Genomic DNA, 16,551 nt, shown 5'->3' with positions numbered 1-16,551 from the left:
TTCTCCCTGCTATTTCATTGAGCCATTTCTTTCATCAGCTCCAACATCTCTTCTGCATTCCATTTTACTGAAGAACAAATCTTATTTTTATAAGCAGCACACCCACCATAACATACTGGAAAAAATGAACAATCTTTACATTCTTGATCCTTTACGACATCATAGGAAAGCCATTCTACAAATTTATTTGTAAGTTTGATTCCTTTTTCCAAATTACCGATACTTCGTTCACTATATCCAATATCATTCCAACATTTATACAACGCTCCATCTGGACCTATCACAAATGAATTTAAGCTAATTGCTCCACATACACCATAATTGCTCGGCTTAACACCTTGGTACATAAAGCCTCTCTTAATCCCTTCTTTATAAAACGCAATCTCTTCTTTTGCGTACTGTGGTCGTTCCATACATATATGATTATTACATACTCCATTAATATCATCTACTGGTGCTAAATAATAACCAACTCTACCTTTTAAACCATATCTTTCTAGCCAATCAAATATTTCTGTTGCTTCGTTTATATTTGTCTTGTCAACATTAATTCTTATCGAAATATTCAAAATATCCGCACATTCTCTTATATTGTCCAATATATGTTCGAAGGTAGGCTGATGATTATGGAGAATCCTTCTACTATCATGGGCTTGTTTTGAACCATCTAAAGTAACTTGAATATAGTGGATGTCCATGTCTTTTAATTTTTCAGCTACTCTTCTAGTCAATTTATAACCATTTGTGACCATATCCGCATTATATTTGCAACCAAGTGGCAAAACAGACTTTATCTTTTTGGTTAATTTTTCAATAGTTTCAATTGCCAATAATGGCTCCCCTCCATACCAAGATACCGTTAATTCATGTATATGCTGATATTTTTCTTTGAGCTGCGATGTTAATTGATCCTGAACAGTCTCAGACATAGTAATATATTCTCTCCCTTTTTCATAGCAATAGGGACAACAAAAATTACATGCCATAGTTGGGGCAATAGTTAATGTAAGATTTGAATCCGCAAACCTTTCTATTTTATTTCTTATAAGCAATTCTGCAAATTCATCTTTATCATCTTCAACTAGCATACCACCCTCTAATAATGCTGACTCTAAATCAGGCTTTGAACATTTTTTCCCTTCTTTCATTTCATAATATGATTTTTCATAATCAGTATCTAATTCCAGTATTGCAGATGTGACCGTATTGTAAATCAAACAACTTTTATCTTCTTTTTTCTCTATATTGTATCTTGATAATTTCATTATTATATCCTCTTTTCTTAATCTCTTGTTTTCACAGTGTTCTTTGCAATAATGAAAATGTGCCCAGCATATTGCTGAGCACATTTTCCTTTACTGACTACAAATATCTTTAGTAACGAATTACACATGTAGCCTTTTTAGATCCACAACCTTTATCATTGTAAACCCAGCAGATTCTTGTACTTTTGTCCTCTGATGCTTTGTTAATCCACTTCATTGCAATATCCTCCTGTAAAATATTTATTTATTTCAAAGTAGTAAGAGCTACTTGAAACACAAATTAAAGTTCTTGACGTTTCAATGCAAAATGCATTAAAACTATCCCCACCAGGCACGCACCCATACCATACATAATAGTTCCAACAACAATCCCATTTGTCATCCGATATCCACAAATATTATACATATAAGTGGTCGGGTTCATAACACAAAATGCTTTAAGAAGCACTGATTGATTTTGAAAATTCTCATATACCATAGGATAAGTAATCGCACCTGCAAAGAAATATACACATGATAAAGCTGCCACAATTCCTGTATTCTTTACTAAAACCGTAATCAAAACCGCCACAGCTTCCATTCCAATCATAGCTATCATATTTAAGGTAACCATTCCGATAAAAATCAAAAATTCCTCACCTTTATAATGAAAACCATACTTCCATGCTAATCCTAAGCCTAATGCAGTTTCCACAATATAATAGAGAATAAAAAAGTGAACATTTATCACCAGTAATTTACTTAAAAATAATTTGGTTCGATTTATCCCATATACGACAGAAGCTCTTATTGTTCCTTGATGAAATTCTGCAGATACCATTGTCGTAATATAGACAATTAATCCAATCCAAGAAAAAAAATTAATTGATAATGCAAATCTTGCGATTTCTGCAGCTTTTACATTATTCATGTCGTCTATGTAGCAAATCCAACCAATGCTATCTATATTTCTATAATCACCAAAAGTCATAAACAATGTATCATTTCCCACAACGAACGGTATAAAAAAAATAAATGCCATAAATACTAAAACCCACTTCGAGGCTCGCGAATATTTCATTTTATAGTACTCTGCTTTAAGCTGTCTCATTCGATTTCACCTCCGATAATAGATTTGTGTAATACTCTTCTAAGTCTTCTCCTTCATATCCTATTTTTTCTACACCAACTCCTCCATATACTAATTCTTTTGTTATATCAGAAATATTTTTATTATAACCAAATACCTTAATCACATTTCTTAAATAAACTTTTATTTGACTTTCTGGATACCTCTCATCTAAAATGCAACTAGCCTTTTCCACATTGTCTACTTCGATATGAACATGACGACGACATTTCTCATCTAATTCTTTATCTGTAATCTGTTGTAACATTTTTCCATGATGTATAAATCCATATACAGTTGCAAGTTGATGTAACTCTGGCAAAATATGACTGGATATAAGTATCGTTGTACCATCTTCTTCATTCATATTCTTTAAGACTTCTCGCACATATTTAATTTTGGTTGGATCTAAGCCATTTATTGGTTCATCTAAAATTAGCAACTGTGGGCGACCAAGCAATGCAATTGCAATTCCTAATCGCTGTTTCATCCCTAAAGAAAAAGCCTTCACTCTTTTATTTCCAGCGTCCTTTAAATCCATTATTTCCAGAACTTCATCAATACTACTTTTTCCTGGAATTCCTCGTTGAGTACGCTGGATTTCCAAATTTTGGCGTGCTGTCATGTCCATATACAAAGCTGGATTTTCAATTAAACATCCTATCTTATTTCTTTCATCTTCAAGATTTTTTTTACCAAATAAACTTATCTCACCTGAAGTCGGCTTTGTTAGTCCTGTAATAACTTTCATCAGGCTACTTTTTCCTGCACCATTTTCTCCAACCAGTCCATATATCTCGCCCGCTTTTATCGTAAGATTTACCTGATTAAGTACCATATTTTTTCCGTATGCTTTACAAATATCTTTTGCTTCCAATATTTTTTCGGGTTCTTTCATTCTAATCACTTCCCTCGTTTCTTAAATCCTATAATGATAATGATAATGTCTAATTCTAACATTTCTCTTAAATCAGTTCTTAAATTTCCATAAAATTATAAATTTATCTTTATATTTTCCCACTCGCCTATGAAACCTTCAAATTATTTAAAACAGTAACTTGTATGAAATTACAAATCATGTTAGTATTTTTACCATACCTATTACCAAAGGAGTTTATTATGATTGATATATTATTAGTAGAAGATGATAAAGAAATTTGCTTTATTCTTACAGAATTATTAAAAAGAAACCCTTACAATGTTTCAGCATATCACAATGGGATAGAAGCAATTGAAGCTCTTTCCTCTAAAAAATATGATTTAATGTTATTAGATTTGATGCTTCCCGATTTGCCTGGTGAAAAAATACTATTTCACCTAAAAAAACACAACAATTCTATTCCAGTTATTGTTATATCTGCCAAAAATCAGCCTGAGATTCGTATAAACCTTCTCCGATCCGGTGCAGATGATTATATAACTAAACCTTTTTATCATGAAGAAGTTCTCGCACGAATAGAAAGTGTTTTGCGCCGTTGCAGCGAAAGTCCCCAAACGGAATATTCCTTTAAAGATATTCGCATAAATGTGGATGATCACAAAGTACTTGTAAATAACACAGAGCTTACTCTGACTACTACCGAATATAACCTCTTACAGCTACTAATCAAACATCCAAAACAGACTTTTACAAAGGAATCTTTATATCAACTTATTTGGGGAAAAGATTATATTTCAGATGATAATACTCTCAATGTCCATATAAGCAAACTAAGAAAAAAACTAGAGCATATAGGAAACCAAGCCCCTTATATCGATACTGTATGGGGAATAGGTTATAAATTACACCGTTAGAATAAATTCACGCAAAAAATACCATTACAAAGATTAATCTGTAACGGTATTTTTTACCCTATTCACTTTTTTCATACTTTCAAACAACTAGGTATACCCTCAACAATTTTTTCAGGCACAAACACTTCATTAACTATCACATACGTCCAAGCACCATCTGAGTTATCCGTAGTTTTAGACACTACAATGGCTTAACTTCCACGCAGTATATATTAAATCTACGAATTACAAATGCAAAGACACAACTTCGAACCACTACATATTCCTTTCCAAGGTAACGGTGATTGTGGTCTATGAAAATCATTTGTATTTCAGCTGACCATAAAAAACACCGTTGCAGATTCACTCCCCCACAACGGCATCTTTCATTTTTTTTATTCGATTTTATCTTCTCCTGTTGCCTTTATAAATCTCATAACCTCATCAATGGTTTTCCCAGATGCTACCAAAGCCTTAAACAGCTCATCTTTCTGCTTCTCTTCTATCTCTTTTTGAATCTCTTTTGCTTTATGACGCAGTTCCTTTAAATCGGACTCTTTTGTACGAATCTCCTGTTCCACATACTCCAGTTGCTCTTCCAAAGATGTGTTTTCCAGTTTTTTTCGTCTTGCCATAATGCATCCTCCTAATAATTTTTCCTCATTCTACCACATTTTATCTACTCTGAAAAGGTAGTAGTGTTTTATGAAAATTTTATATCTATTTGGGATTATCCTCATAAAATACTACACTTCCAAGCATTTTGACACAAAAATTATTATTTCGAATCGCAAAATACTATATATGGTATTTTATCATTGACCTTCGCTATATCTTGTGTTACTATGATATTGTATTTAAGTTTTGTGTTATCCCTTTATAGGGTGTCTGGATACTATCTCCAGTACACATGCAGTTTAAGTTGGAAAATCGTGTCATTATAATGCCGTTTTATACGGTGCTATAATGGCACTTTTTTTATTTATCACTATTTTATCGCCCAAAGGGCAGAAAGGAGAATTTTTATGTCATCTATTATCATTGTAACAGGAAGGGTAACTGCCGATCCGGTTATGCAACAAGCAAAGAATTCCGGAACTGAATACATCAGTCTGGGGCTTGCTACCAACCAGAGAGGTCAAAGCGGAAAGGAAGAACCCATCTTCTATCAGTGTTACTGCAACAAGTTTCTTGCAGATCGACTGATAAAAGCCGGTGTCAAAAAATCAACGTGTCTCATGGTCTACGGAGATTTAGAACTCCATCCGTATATTCACCAGAAAGGCAATAATGCAGGTCAAGCAGCTATCACGCCGCAAATTATGGTAAAGGACTGGCAGTTCTTACCTGCGAATCGTAATGATACCAATGCAGCAACACCTGTACCGGGGAATCCAATGGTCGGAAATCCAAATGTTCCACCAGTACCAGCAAACGGTGCTACTTATAATGGAAACCCGGGAATGAATCCTTCCGGTACCGTGCCTACTGGCGCAATGCCAGTCAATAACAATATGATGCCACAGGCCGCACAACAGATGTCTTATGCTCCGGCAGGGGGATCGGCTTATGCACCACAGGGATTTACGGCTGGCAATGTATCTGGTGATGGATTTACCAATATTCCGGAAAATACACCACCACAGCAGCTTCCATTCCCGTAAATTATCAAAGATCCCTAAAATGAAGGAATTGCGACTTTCCAGTATCTACTGGTCTGCTGCAATTCCTTTTTCTATTGAAACAAACATGGAGGAAATGAAGTGAATACACAAAAGAAATTTCTTAAAGTTCTAAGTATGCTCACAATAATTTTGTTAATTGCAACTATATTCATACCAGGAAATGGAAATCGTAATGCAGTCGCAAGTATCGGAATCCTTGGCATCCTGCTGCTATTTCTTTCCACACTTCTTCCTAAAATCTATAAACTGACTCTAAACCTACTCAAGAACCAGGGCAAAACAAGCCCTTGGTCTTCTTTGAAATCATCTGAGCCAGTTTCCGAAACAGAAGAATTGCTTTGGAGACAAATCAGCTATCAGATTACCGACAAACTACAGGCTGCATTTCCAAATGCAACATGGGAATTCCAGAAGCCGCCATCCATGAAGCAGCTTCTTTGCGGAAATCCCATACGTCTGAGAACCTTTCATACGGAGGACTACAACTTTGCGGAAGCACGTATGAACCAATACGGATATCTGGAACTTCAAATGCTGACCATTGCCAGCCTCAAAAAGACTGTCACAGTTACCGATGAGGACGATGTTCCTTTTGCTGATCCGGAATCCTGGTATTCCTTAATTGGCAAGAAAAAACTGGAGAACCTTATCGGACAGCTCCATGCGAAAGGACACCATAAACTCTATATTAATGAAAACGGGCAAATTTACATCCAAAATGGTGATACAGCGGAAATCAAGGATTGTTTTGATTATTTCCCGCCACGAAACTATTGGGATATTCTCATTTCCATCTTCCAAAAAGATGAATTGACCGCAAAAGAAAAGGACCAGGCACTAGAATTATCCTGGATAAAAGAATAAAGGAGGAAATACTATGCCAAATACAAACTTTGTCCCTAACTGGACTTTTGAAAGAACGCTACCATCTCCATTTGACAGCTATTCCGGGAAAAGTGCAGTGATGAAAGACATCGCTTCCAAATACTGTAATCAGCCTAAAAAACGGGCTACTCTCCATTCTGCTACTTTGCAGGCAGTTTTTTCTTATATGAATTTGGAAAATCCACCTGCTGGAAAAGCAGAGGAAGAACTCGGAGCCATTGGAAGCCAGGCAAACAATTTTACAATCGCAGAATATCCAAGCCGTACCGGGTTGCTGCATGTAGTGGTCTACAACCGTATGACTGGGAAATTTATAGCCGGAAAGTATGAAAAACCTTTGGATCTGGACAGTAAACCAGAGCCATATCAGTTTAAAAAAGATGAAGATTCCGGAAGTGCTCTTTATTTTGCTTTAATGCCTACTTTCCTTTCAGATGACGAATTCAATGAAAAATATCAGGAATTAAAGCAACACCGTGATGACGGTTTTCCTGACCTGCCCAAAGCTGCAGAAACGGCTGCGGTTCTTTGTGATAACGTGTACCGCAGGATCCGTTATGGTGATTCCCTTCCTATCGGGAACATCAAAGTTGACACTCCTGCAAATGGCGTGCTCCAAAGACTTACACCACTGAATATCCAAAAAGGTGTTTATGCACCAACGGAAATTATCCAGGGTACCTTTCAGGTATTAAAAGGTGGACATCACTATACTGCTTCCGCCGTTTCAATTCCCAAAGAAGATTTTGTCGATAAATACATCCTGTCCAATTCTCGGACATTAACTCCCCAAGAAGAATCAACCGTTCCTATTCTCGAAGATTGGTATGTAATCCCAAAAGAAATCCAAAGAATATGCGAACATGCCAAATTAACAACTGACAGCAAGCAGCCTATGAGGAATTTTATGCTCCGTGGGCCTGCTGGAACGGGAAAGACCGAAGGTGCCAAAGCCATTGCTGCAGGACTTCACCTTCCTTACCGATGCATCACCTGCTCGGCAAATACAGAAATTTTTGACCTTCTTGGACAGATTTTACCTGATGTAGATGAAAAACAGCTTTCTTTGGTAGGGGAACTGCCCTCTTTTCAAGACATTACCCTCGATCCGGCTACTGCCTATGAAAAATTAACGGGTACTTATGATGAAAAGGTATCAGAAAATACAGTTTATGAAGAATTGATCCATCATATATCTGAGGAAATGAAGCAGAAACAAGCTGCTACCTCCAGCAGCCAACAGTTCCGCTATGTGGATACACCACTGGTTGAAGCCATCCGAAACGGCTATCTGGTAGAAATACAGGAGCCTACGGTGATTGCCAATCCTGGTGTACTGGTAGGACTTAATTCCCTATTGGACCGTTGTAACAGCGTATTTCTGCCAAACGGGGAAGTCATCCATCGGCATCCGGATACTACCATTATAGTCACAACTAATCATGACTATGCCGGCTGTCGTCCCATGAACCAGTCTGTCATTTCAAGGATGAATATGGTCATAGATATGGATGAACCGGATGAAGAGACCATGGTAGAGCGTGTTCTTGCTATTACCGGATGTTCCGATAAAAAATCAGTACGTACCATGACACAGATTGTACGTTCCATCGCACAGTATTGTCAGGATAACCTGATAACAGATGGCTGCTGTGGAGTCCGGGAATTAATTGCCTGGGTTCAGTCTTTTATGGTATGTGGCGATATACAGGAAGCTGCTCATTATACCATTTTATCTTCCGTCACTGCCGATTCTGAAAGCCGTATCGAAATTGAAGGTTCTTGCTTGGATACAGTTCTTGCATCATAACACACTATTGAGGAACACCTTTTATACCGAAGCCGAACTACGCAAAACTCTGGCAGAAAATCTCGTTTATTTAAGAAAATCCAAGCAGACGAAACTCTCTCAGAAAGCCGTAGCAAGACTTCTGCATCTACCGGAAAAAACAATTATGAACTATGAAAATGGGCATACGCTTCCATCTGCTTACGCCGTCTTTCGGTTAGCCCAGTATTACGGCTGTACAATGGAAGATCTCCTAACCCAAAATATGAAAAAGAAAGAAAGGTGAAAAAATTGAATAACACTCAAAAAGCTTTAAAAAGAATGATCCGGGATACGGAGTCAAAAATCACTGATGAAGAACTCTTTCTTTCATCGGCTTTCCAAAAATACCAAACATCTCTGGCGAAAGCGGCTACTGGCCGTTCTCGCTATGGACTTCAGGTGCTTATGGAATGGGACAGTTCTGAAAATGCAGACATCGCTTATACAGATAATTATAGAATTCACTGTAACGCCGCAAACTCGATAACCCAAAGCTTTCCTTCCCGATTTCTGCGGTCACAAAGCCTGACTGGTCTAACTGGACATGAAATCGGACATCTGCGTTACTCTGATTTTGCATCACTACAGCTTTATCTGACCAATATGGAAAATGGTTCCTTCTATCCAGAAGCACCAGACAATCTGCCTTCTGGATACAAGGCAAATCTGCAGGACATCTTAGATGCCATGGAAGAAAAAGATAACGCAACGTGTCTGACGCTATCCCGCTGTGCTGCACAGTATAATAATATACTGGAGGACATCTACATTGAAGCCCGGATGTGTGAAGAATATCCCGGAACTTTTAAGCAGGGAATACAGATCAATAATCTGCGGATGTCTGAATTGATTCCTTCTATACAGGAACAAATTGACTGTGGCTATCAGCCGTTTTCCATTATGAGCAATTTAATTTTGTCTTATTGCCGGACTGGTAATATAAATAACCGCACGAATTATTCTGGAGAATACACAGACACCCTTTCAGACTGCATGGATTATATTGACGATGCTTTAATTGCCACACAGGGGAAAGAACGCTTACGTGCTTCCAACTATCTTTTAGTACTTTGCTGGAACTATATTCAGCCTATGGTAGAGTTAACCAGAGAGTCTTTAAAAAAGCAGGATAGTACCCAAGTTGGCGATGCTCTGGAGGATCTGCTGCGGAAAGAATCAGGTAGCGGATCTCCTCTTCCAACTGGTAAAAACGGAGGAATCCCTAAAAACATTCCAGGTCCTACAGTAAAATCAAAAACTCCTATAACCTGTGACTTATCTGGTCTTGATCCAAATTACAGGCAAGATGCAATCAACCAGGCAGAAAAGGTACTGCAGGAAGAAGGAGGAAGAATTGAACTTGCTAAAACTACAGCAGTATTAGATGGAAATAATCCAGGAATCACATACGCATCACAGTATGCCGGTTCCGGTTATGAAAATGCAGCGAATGATCTTGCACGCATCCTAAATGATGTTGCTACGGAAAAAGCCCAAAATGATTATGAACAGGAATTAACAGAAGACTTGCAAAAATCGGCGGATGAAATACATTACGGAAATGCCCATGCAGGCATCCATGTAACAATCCACCGCATCAATCCAGTTTCCGACTTTTTTATCAAATCTTATCAAACAGTTGCTTCCCCTCTTTTGCGGACCTCCAAAAGGCTGCAAAGTTCCATTCTTCCTTTATTAAAAGAAGAGGCAGAAGGCGGGAAACAAAAAAACCTGTTATTTGGTAAAAGGCTGGATATGCGGGCTTTACACCGAAAGGACGGCGGTATCTTTACCAGAACCAGGCTTCCGGATGAAGAACAAAAACTTTCCGTGGGACTTTTGGTTGATGAAAGTGGTTCTATGGGCTGGGGAGATCGTATTACCCATGCCCGGAAAACTGCAATCGTGCTGTATGATTTCTGTATGAGCCTGGGAATTCCTATTACCATTTATGGGCATTCTACAGATTCTAAGGGGGTTGCTTTGTATTCCTATGCTGAATTTGATTCTCTGGATGCCTCTGACCGTTACCGGCTGATGGATATGTCTGCCCGTAATGGCAACCGGGATGGAGCTGCACTTCGTTATGTTGCGGAACACCTGGCAAAGCGTCCGGAATCACAAAAACTCCTCATCATAATCTCTGACGGACAGCCCGCAGATTGTGGGTACAGTGGTACGGAAGCAGAAGCAGATCTTCGTGGTATCAAGAATGAATATCGTAAACGTGGCATTGTGATCTTTGCTGCAGCAATTGGTGATGACAAAGAAAACATCCGCAGAATCTATCAGGATGGTTTTTTAGATATTACCAAATTAGAAGATTTGCCCAAAAATATGACACAGCTTGTAAAACAATATTTGAAATAGAAAGAAGGAAAACATACATGAGTGAAAATTATCAAAACTCAATTACAGATCAGATATGCAAAGTACAGACCAGTAAAAAATTAATTGCACTGTATGACCGTCTCCGCTACACAAGTTATAACAGCTATGCACAGCTTCATGCAAAAGGAGAATTTGAAGAAAATGGTCATAAAGTTCACTCCCTTATTGGAATCTCCATACAGGATTACTCTAGTGGTACCGGTGATAAAAATATTATCACCCGTTTTCATCTGGCACCCGAACAAATTCAATTTCTGCTGTCCAGAGTTACCGCTGGCTTTCCTGAATTTGAATGGTCGCAAAGCAAAATATTTGGTGTGCCGGATGGCAATGGCTATTCTACTGCACAACAGTTTTTTATTTCCCGCCACGTATATAACAACCAGCAGGAAATACTGACCAGCCCATGGAGAATTCAAATTAATAACGGAAAAGGTATCAAGAAAAAGAATCATAACGGCGGCACTTATATGCAGGCTCAAAGTTTTATCTCTGAAAAAAGTGCTTTTATCCAATTGACAGATATGGATTTTTATATGCTGTTAAAACGTGCTGATTCCTATATCGTAAATTGGGAAAACTACGTTGCATCCTTCCTGATTCAAAACGGCAAACAACAATTTAAAAAACAACAGGACGCACGAATGGCACAAAATATACAGCCGCATGAAATGTCTTCCTATATGCAAGAACAACCACAAGAACAATATCTGAATGGTATGTATGTCGCTTAAAGAATTTCAACAAAGAAGCAGCCGAAAAGACTGCTTCTTTTTATAAAGGAAAGGAGATTTCTATGGATTATGCCACAACACTAAATATTGACCAACAAGGGCGGATCATTATTCCTGCCAAAGTAAGAAAAGCCCTACAGCTTCATACAGGCGATGTATTGATGCTGGAAGCTGACACACGCAACATCTGTCTTCGTAAATGCGACTCCCATATCCCTATGGATATCCGGTTAGACAGTTTTCTGGATATTTTACATAGTAATGTCCCTTGCCGGATCCTGTTATGTAATGATTCCAAAATCATTGCTTCCAAGAATTATCATACAGCACTTAATATGCCTGTAACAGAAAGTATTCAAAGGCTTCTGCAACAGGGAAAGATGAAATTATTCTCTGAAAAGGAACGCATATACCCTACTATGACAGGAAAATATCCCATATCAGTCTTTTTCCCTATTTCTAAAAAAGACGAATTTGGTGAAACGTTGGGTCTTTTACTATGTGCAAAAAACCAACAGCCTTTCAGCGAAATGGATTTAGGCTGTGCCAAAATGACTGCGGCGGCGATTTCCCGCTACATCCAACAAAATTATGAAAGGAAGGTGACATAAAATGAATGACTTAATGCTGCATCGGGCAGCACAATTATTAGAAGCTGAATTTGGTCCCCAATGGCGTACTGTCGCTGACATGCTTGGAACGGAAGGATTGCGAAAACGTGTAGGAAAGGAACTGACTTCTTTCATGGCATACCCAGAACGTGGAGCAGGCGGTAACAGCCAGTGGCGTGGTAACTGCTCCCCCGAAGTGGTTGCAGCACTTCTACGCTATTGCCTGGACGATAAGCGATATTACGGAAAAGATACCAGCACCTTTACCCTCTTAGATCCTATGAGTGGCTCTGGGACTTCAAAGGCGGCTGCTGACCGTTATCAGGTACGCTCCCTGCTCTATGATCTAAATCCGGCACCTGCGTATGGAAAAGGTAACTGGAATGCTCTAAAAGATGAAGTAGAGGATTCCGCTGATCTCATCTTTTTCCATCCACCCTACCATAATATGATCCAGTATTCCGGAAATATCTGGGGAACCCCTCACCCGGACGACCTATCCCGCTGTGAAAACTATTCGGATTTTCTTGAAAAACTAAATCACTGTATCCGGAAATTTTTCCTGGCACTTCGGAAAGGTGGGAGGCTTGCCATACTGGTAGGCGATATGCGGCTCCATGGTAAGTTCTATAGTATGCAGAATGATTTAATGCGGATGGGTGATTTTGAATCCTTTCTGGTAAAGGGCCAGTTTAATTGTGTTTCTGACAATCGGACGTACAAAAAGCCTTTCATTCCCATTGTGACAGAATATGCTCTGTTGCTGAAAAAAACAGATTCTTTCATTATCCCCTTCAGCATCCGGCAAGAAGGTGTGTTTTATGTACAAAATACAGATATTCTTGCACTGACTTGGCATCATCTAATCCGGATGACAATGGAGAGTATTGGAGGAAGAGGGGCTTTAAAAGACCTGTACGATTTATTAAAGGAACACCCAAAAGCGAAAAAGAATCCGCATTATCAGGAACGTATCCGTGCCACCTTATATGAACACCCAGACGAATATATACCTGTATCGAAAGGATATTTTCGTTTGAGTTACCCTGTTACATAAAAACGAGCCATGAAAAACAGATTTTCTATGACGCTACAAAAGGAGTGTGAACACTATGACAAATCGAAAGCACCATGTGAAAAATAGACAAATAACGACACTCTCAGGATGGTTTCATTCTTCGCTACGGGTTGGGGAACGTGCTATTATTTCTGGAGTCAATGGTTTCTCTATTCTGACATCTCCTATCCTAACGATTTTGGAAGTATCAAATGACAGTATCGTTTTCGAAACAGAAAATACCATTTACCATTTGGTTCATACACCAGAGACCGTATCGGAAGTGATGTGTGCTTGAATAACATATATGAATTGGGAAGCAGGCTTTGTGAATTGCTTTCAACTTTGAAGAAAAACCGAGAATACGTTCCACTTGAAATTTTACAAACACAGTATCGGATTCCTTATGAAAGCCTAAAAAAGCAAATTGGTGATACAGCAACAGCTTTTGTAAAAGAAATTACATTATCAAAGCTTATGATAAATCCAGATGTATCTCTGGAAGAGCAGATTTCTGTTATCCAACAGGCAATTACAACATCCGGGATGCTCAAAGAAATGAGCTATACCTTATCAAAACTGTATGATGTGGAACTACTGCACAGGCAGGCATTAAAATTAAGGACATATATTGAAGATGCTCTATATCCATATATTGCCCTTCAGGATTGCCTTGTCGTTGATATGGAACGTATAGAGGATACGCCAATTATCTACAATACAATTACCCAAAAGGTTTATGAGAATGGGCAATGGAGTAAACAGAATTTGGATCTGCATGGGAAACTATTAATCTATGTAAAATCTAGTCCTCCTATGCCTGCAGCAACAGAACAAATAAACAATGGATTCTAAATTCAAAAATTTTTATGTCAAGAAGGGAAACTTTTATGGGTTTCCCTTCTTATGAAAATAATTTCAGTTGTTCATATTCTGCTGTCCGATTCAACAGTATGGGCTTCTTAGCAAGAATAAATTCTACCGCTGCATCCTCCATAATCCAATCTTCCAGTTCTTGTCGTTCCAAAAGCAATGGCATCCGTTCATGCACTGGTGCTACGGAAGCATTTGCCTGCGTAGTCAGAATTACAAAACGATTTTGACCATTATAGATTTGATAACACCCTGCCATAAATAATGTGGCATCCTGCTTTGGACTTTGAAAAGTATATTTTTCTTTGTTTTTACTCCATTCGTAAAAGTGATGGGCAGGAATCACACATCTTCGATGCAGCACACTGTCCCGAAAGGTCTTCTTGTCCAGTATCGCCTCTGCCCTTGCATTGATAAGCAGTCCCTTTCCCTGGAACCCCGGAAAGCCCCACTGCATCTGCCTCGCAGCCACTTCCTTACACTCCTTTGTAAGAATGACTGCAGATTCAGACGGGTGGATGTCCTGTCCATGCTCTATCTTTAAACGCTGGTCCAGTTTCCTTACAATCTTTTCAATTTCCCGTGAAGTTTCATCATCCACATAATATCTTCCGCACATTTTCTGTCCTCCTTTTTCCTATTTTACTTCATCCCTGGTATCTTATACAACCAGTTTCCATGCACAATCCTCCGGACAAAAGAGAAGCACAAAATTGATTTGTTTTCCCAAAAGTACCGCCTGACATCTATACTTCCAGTTCAAAATTCCCGCATACCACTGCTTTTCTACAGTCAGAACCTGGATATGATTGATTTGAATAATCTCTTCATCCTCCCCTTTTACCTTCAGCATCAATGGCAGAGATTTTCCGGTAGCTGTGAACCAGCACTGGACTGCCACCTCATGATAGGTTCCGGATAAAGGCTCCTGCTCTGTATGCTCTGTATTTATTCCGATTCCAAATGCCACCTTTCCTTCCCCCTTCCCGCTATTCTGTCTTTAATTTCTCATAGTCCACAGAACGTTTTTCCCGTGAAATGCCACCACTCATGTGATCAATACACCCACCTAAAAAAGCCGCACGTATTACCGAATCATTCCCATACCGTTTTCTGATCTGATCTATCGTTTCATCCATTTTTTCCAGTTTCTCATAATCATTCGTATCAAACAGATTTAGTTGTCTCATATTCACCTGATCCTTGATGCGGCTGGTATGGATTCCCAGATGCCGGATGGGTGTCCCATCCCAGAGCTGGTCAAATAACTGGCAAGCACACTGATGAATCTCTATCGTAATATTGGTTGCATTCTGAAGCGTCATCTGGTGACTGGCATAACTGAGATCATAATTCTTGATCCCTACTGCAATCACTTCTGCCCTGACTCCTGCTCCACGAAGTCTGCTTCCTACTGTCTCTGCCAAAGCCAACAGCACCAATTTTGCTGTAGATGCATCTGTCACATCAAAAGGAATCGTTGTAGAATTGCCGTATCCCTTATTAGCAGGCGGGGCCGACTGGACTACAGACACATCAATCCCATTTGCAAACCCCCAGACAACTTCCCCATGTTTCTTCAAATGTTGTTTTAAGTAACTCGGATCACTCTTTGCCAAATCTCCTATGGTCCGAATTCCCAACTTGAAAAGTGTCTTTGTTGTTGCCCGTCCTACAAAAAACAAGTCGCTTACCGGCAATGGCCACATCTTTTTCTGTAACTCAGACTTCCATAGTGTGTGCACTCTGTCGGGCTTCTGAAAATCACTTGCCATCTTAGCTAACAGTTTATTCTCTGAAATACCGATATTCACTGTAAATCCAAGCCGTTCCTTAATCTGTCTCCGCATCTTCTCCGCCGCTTCCACTGGTGTCCCCCAAAGCAATTCCGTTCCAGTCATATCTACAAACGCCTCATCTATCGAGTATTGTTCCACTGTGGGAGAATACTCTTGCAAAATTCCCATAAAAGCTTTGGAACACCTCTCATACAATCCATAATTCGGAGGCACTAAGATAAGATTTGGACATTTCTGTTTTGCTTCCAAGATTGATTCACCTGTCTGTATCCGATATTTCTTTGCTGGAATGGATTTTGCCAAAATGATTCCATGACGCATCGCCATATCCCCACCTACCGCTGACACCTGTTCTCTTAAATCGCCTTTCCATCCCAAATGATGCAGCCGATATACCGCTTCCCAGGACAAAAAGGCAGAATTTACATCTATATGAAAAATCACTTTTTCCAAACTCACGTTCCCCTCCTTTATATCTCATTATATAGAACATACGTTCTGAAATCAAGAGATAATATTTTCCATATCCATGCTTCCTC

At 39.0% G+C, this 16,551-nt stretch carries 17 protein-coding genes; 10 read left to right on the top strand and 7 right to left on the bottom strand.

Annotated elements, in window-relative coordinates; all coding sequences use genetic code 11:
* Positions 1–14: 14 nt before the first annotated feature.
* From LKD46_RS00385 to LKD46_RS00375, 3 genes are all read right to left on the bottom strand, one after another.
* Complete coding sequence (locus LKD46_RS00385; RefSeq protein WP_025580532.1) at positions 15–1,265, bottom strand: radical SAM/SPASM domain-containing protein; 1,251 nt, start codon at positions 1,263–1,265, stop codon at positions 15–17.
* Positions 1,266–1,545: 280 nt separating this feature from the next.
* The gene (locus LKD46_RS00380; RefSeq protein WP_054337552.1) at positions 1,546–2,355 is read right to left on the bottom strand and encodes an ABC transporter permease; all 810 of its coding nucleotides are present in this window, start codon (positions 2,353–2,355) and stop codon (positions 1,546–1,548) included.
* Entirely contained in the window at positions 2,342–3,271 is a 930-nt protein-coding gene (locus LKD46_RS00375; RefSeq protein WP_015526838.1) for an ABC transporter ATP-binding protein, read from the bottom strand. Before LKD46_RS00375 ends, LKD46_RS00380 begins: the two co-directional genes overlap by 14 nt.
* A 221-nt stretch (positions 3,272–3,492) precedes the next feature.
* Between LKD46_RS00375 and LKD46_RS00370 the strand changes: the two genes are divergently transcribed.
* Positions 3,493–4,167 carry a response regulator transcription factor gene (locus LKD46_RS00370; RefSeq protein ID WP_226824569.1) on the top strand — a complete coding sequence of 225 codons (675 nt, stop codon included), beginning with the start codon at positions 3,493–3,495 and terminating at the stop codon, positions 4,165–4,167.
* Positions 4,168–4,541: 374 nt separating this feature from the next.
* On the opposite strand, the gene LKD46_RS00365 is transcribed toward LKD46_RS00370, so the two are convergent.
* Positions 4,542–4,781: a hypothetical protein gene (locus tag LKD46_RS00365; protein WP_025580526.1), complete on the bottom strand. Its 240-nt coding sequence runs from the start codon at positions 4,779–4,781 to the stop codon at positions 4,542–4,544.
* 390 nt (positions 4,782–5,171) lie between these two features.
* Here LKD46_RS00365 and LKD46_RS00360 point away from each other — a divergent pair, with 390 nt between their 5' ends.
* From LKD46_RS00360 to LKD46_RS00320, 9 genes are all read left to right on the top strand, one after another.
* Positions 5,172–5,810 (top strand): single-stranded DNA-binding protein, encoded by a 639-nt coding sequence (locus LKD46_RS00360; RefSeq protein WP_015526835.1) that lies wholly within the window; start codon positions 5,172–5,174, stop codon positions 5,808–5,810.
* Between the two features lie 99 nt (positions 5,811–5,909).
* Positions 5,910–6,695: a hypothetical protein gene (locus LKD46_RS00355; RefSeq protein WP_055151549.1), complete on the top strand. Its 786-nt coding sequence runs from the start codon at positions 5,910–5,912 to the stop codon at positions 6,693–6,695.
* 13 nt (positions 6,696–6,708) lie between these two features.
* A complete protein-coding gene (locus LKD46_RS00350) occupies positions 6,709–8,526 on the top strand; it encodes an AAA family ATPase (protein WP_015526834.1) in 1,818 nt (605 codons plus the stop codon).
* Positions 8,414–8,791, top strand: coding sequence for a helix-turn-helix domain-containing protein (locus LKD46_RS00345; protein ID WP_225084396.1), 378 nt, complete (start codon positions 8,414–8,416; stop codon positions 8,789–8,791). Before LKD46_RS00350 ends, LKD46_RS00345 begins: the two co-directional genes overlap by 113 nt.
* Complete coding sequence (locus LKD46_RS00340) at positions 8,788–10,917, top strand: vWA domain-containing protein (RefSeq protein WP_117843966.1); 2,130 nt, start codon at positions 8,788–8,790, stop codon at positions 10,915–10,917. The genes LKD46_RS00345 and LKD46_RS00340 overlap by 4 nt, the downstream gene beginning before the upstream one ends.
* Positions 10,918–10,934: 17 nt before the next feature.
* Positions 10,935–11,672 (top strand): hypothetical protein, encoded by a 738-nt coding sequence (locus LKD46_RS00335; RefSeq protein ID WP_054337547.1) that lies wholly within the window; start codon positions 10,935–10,937, stop codon positions 11,670–11,672.
* Between the two features lie 62 nt (positions 11,673–11,734).
* The gene (locus LKD46_RS00330) at positions 11,735–12,283 is read left to right on the top strand and encodes an AbrB/MazE/SpoVT family DNA-binding domain-containing protein (RefSeq protein ID WP_055151554.1); all 549 of its coding nucleotides are present in this window, start codon (positions 11,735–11,737) and stop codon (positions 12,281–12,283) included.
* Between the two features lies 1 nt (position 12,284).
* Positions 12,285–13,340: a TRM11 family methyltransferase gene (locus tag LKD46_RS00325; RefSeq protein WP_117843965.1), complete on the top strand. Its 1,056-nt coding sequence runs from the start codon at positions 12,285–12,287 to the stop codon at positions 13,338–13,340.
* Between the two features lie 294 nt (positions 13,341–13,634).
* Positions 13,635–14,195 carry a hypothetical protein gene (locus LKD46_RS00320; protein WP_117843963.1) on the top strand — a complete coding sequence of 187 codons (561 nt, stop codon included), beginning with the start codon at positions 13,635–13,637 and terminating at the stop codon, positions 14,193–14,195.
* Positions 14,196–14,244: 49 nt separating this feature from the next.
* On the opposite strand, the gene LKD46_RS00315 is transcribed toward LKD46_RS00320, so the two are convergent.
* Genes LKD46_RS00315 through LKD46_RS00305 form a run of 3 tightly spaced genes read right to left on the bottom strand, consistent with a single transcriptional unit; the run spans position 14,245 to position 16,471 of the window.
* Entirely contained in the window at positions 14,245–14,832 is a 588-nt protein-coding gene (locus LKD46_RS00315; RefSeq protein WP_054337544.1) for an SOS response-associated peptidase, read from the bottom strand.
* Between the two features lie 42 nt (positions 14,833–14,874).
* A complete protein-coding gene (locus LKD46_RS00310; protein ID WP_054337543.1) occupies positions 14,875–15,183 on the bottom strand; it encodes a hypothetical protein in 309 nt (102 codons plus the stop codon).
* Positions 15,184–15,202: 19 nt separating this feature from the next.
* Positions 15,203–16,471 carry a Y-family DNA polymerase gene (locus tag LKD46_RS00305; RefSeq protein WP_054337542.1) on the bottom strand — a complete coding sequence of 423 codons (1,269 nt, stop codon included), beginning with the start codon at positions 16,469–16,471 and terminating at the stop codon, positions 15,203–15,205.
* Between the last annotated feature and the right edge of the window lie 80 nt (positions 16,472–16,551).

It is taken from the genome of Blautia fusiformis (assembly GCF_020686995.1).
Lineage (GTDB): Bacteria > Bacillota > Clostridia > Lachnospirales > Lachnospiraceae > Blautia_A > Blautia_A fusiformis.
The sequence above is the reverse complement of the archived record's forward strand: the minus strand, read 5'-3'. Positions and strand labels throughout refer to the sequence as shown.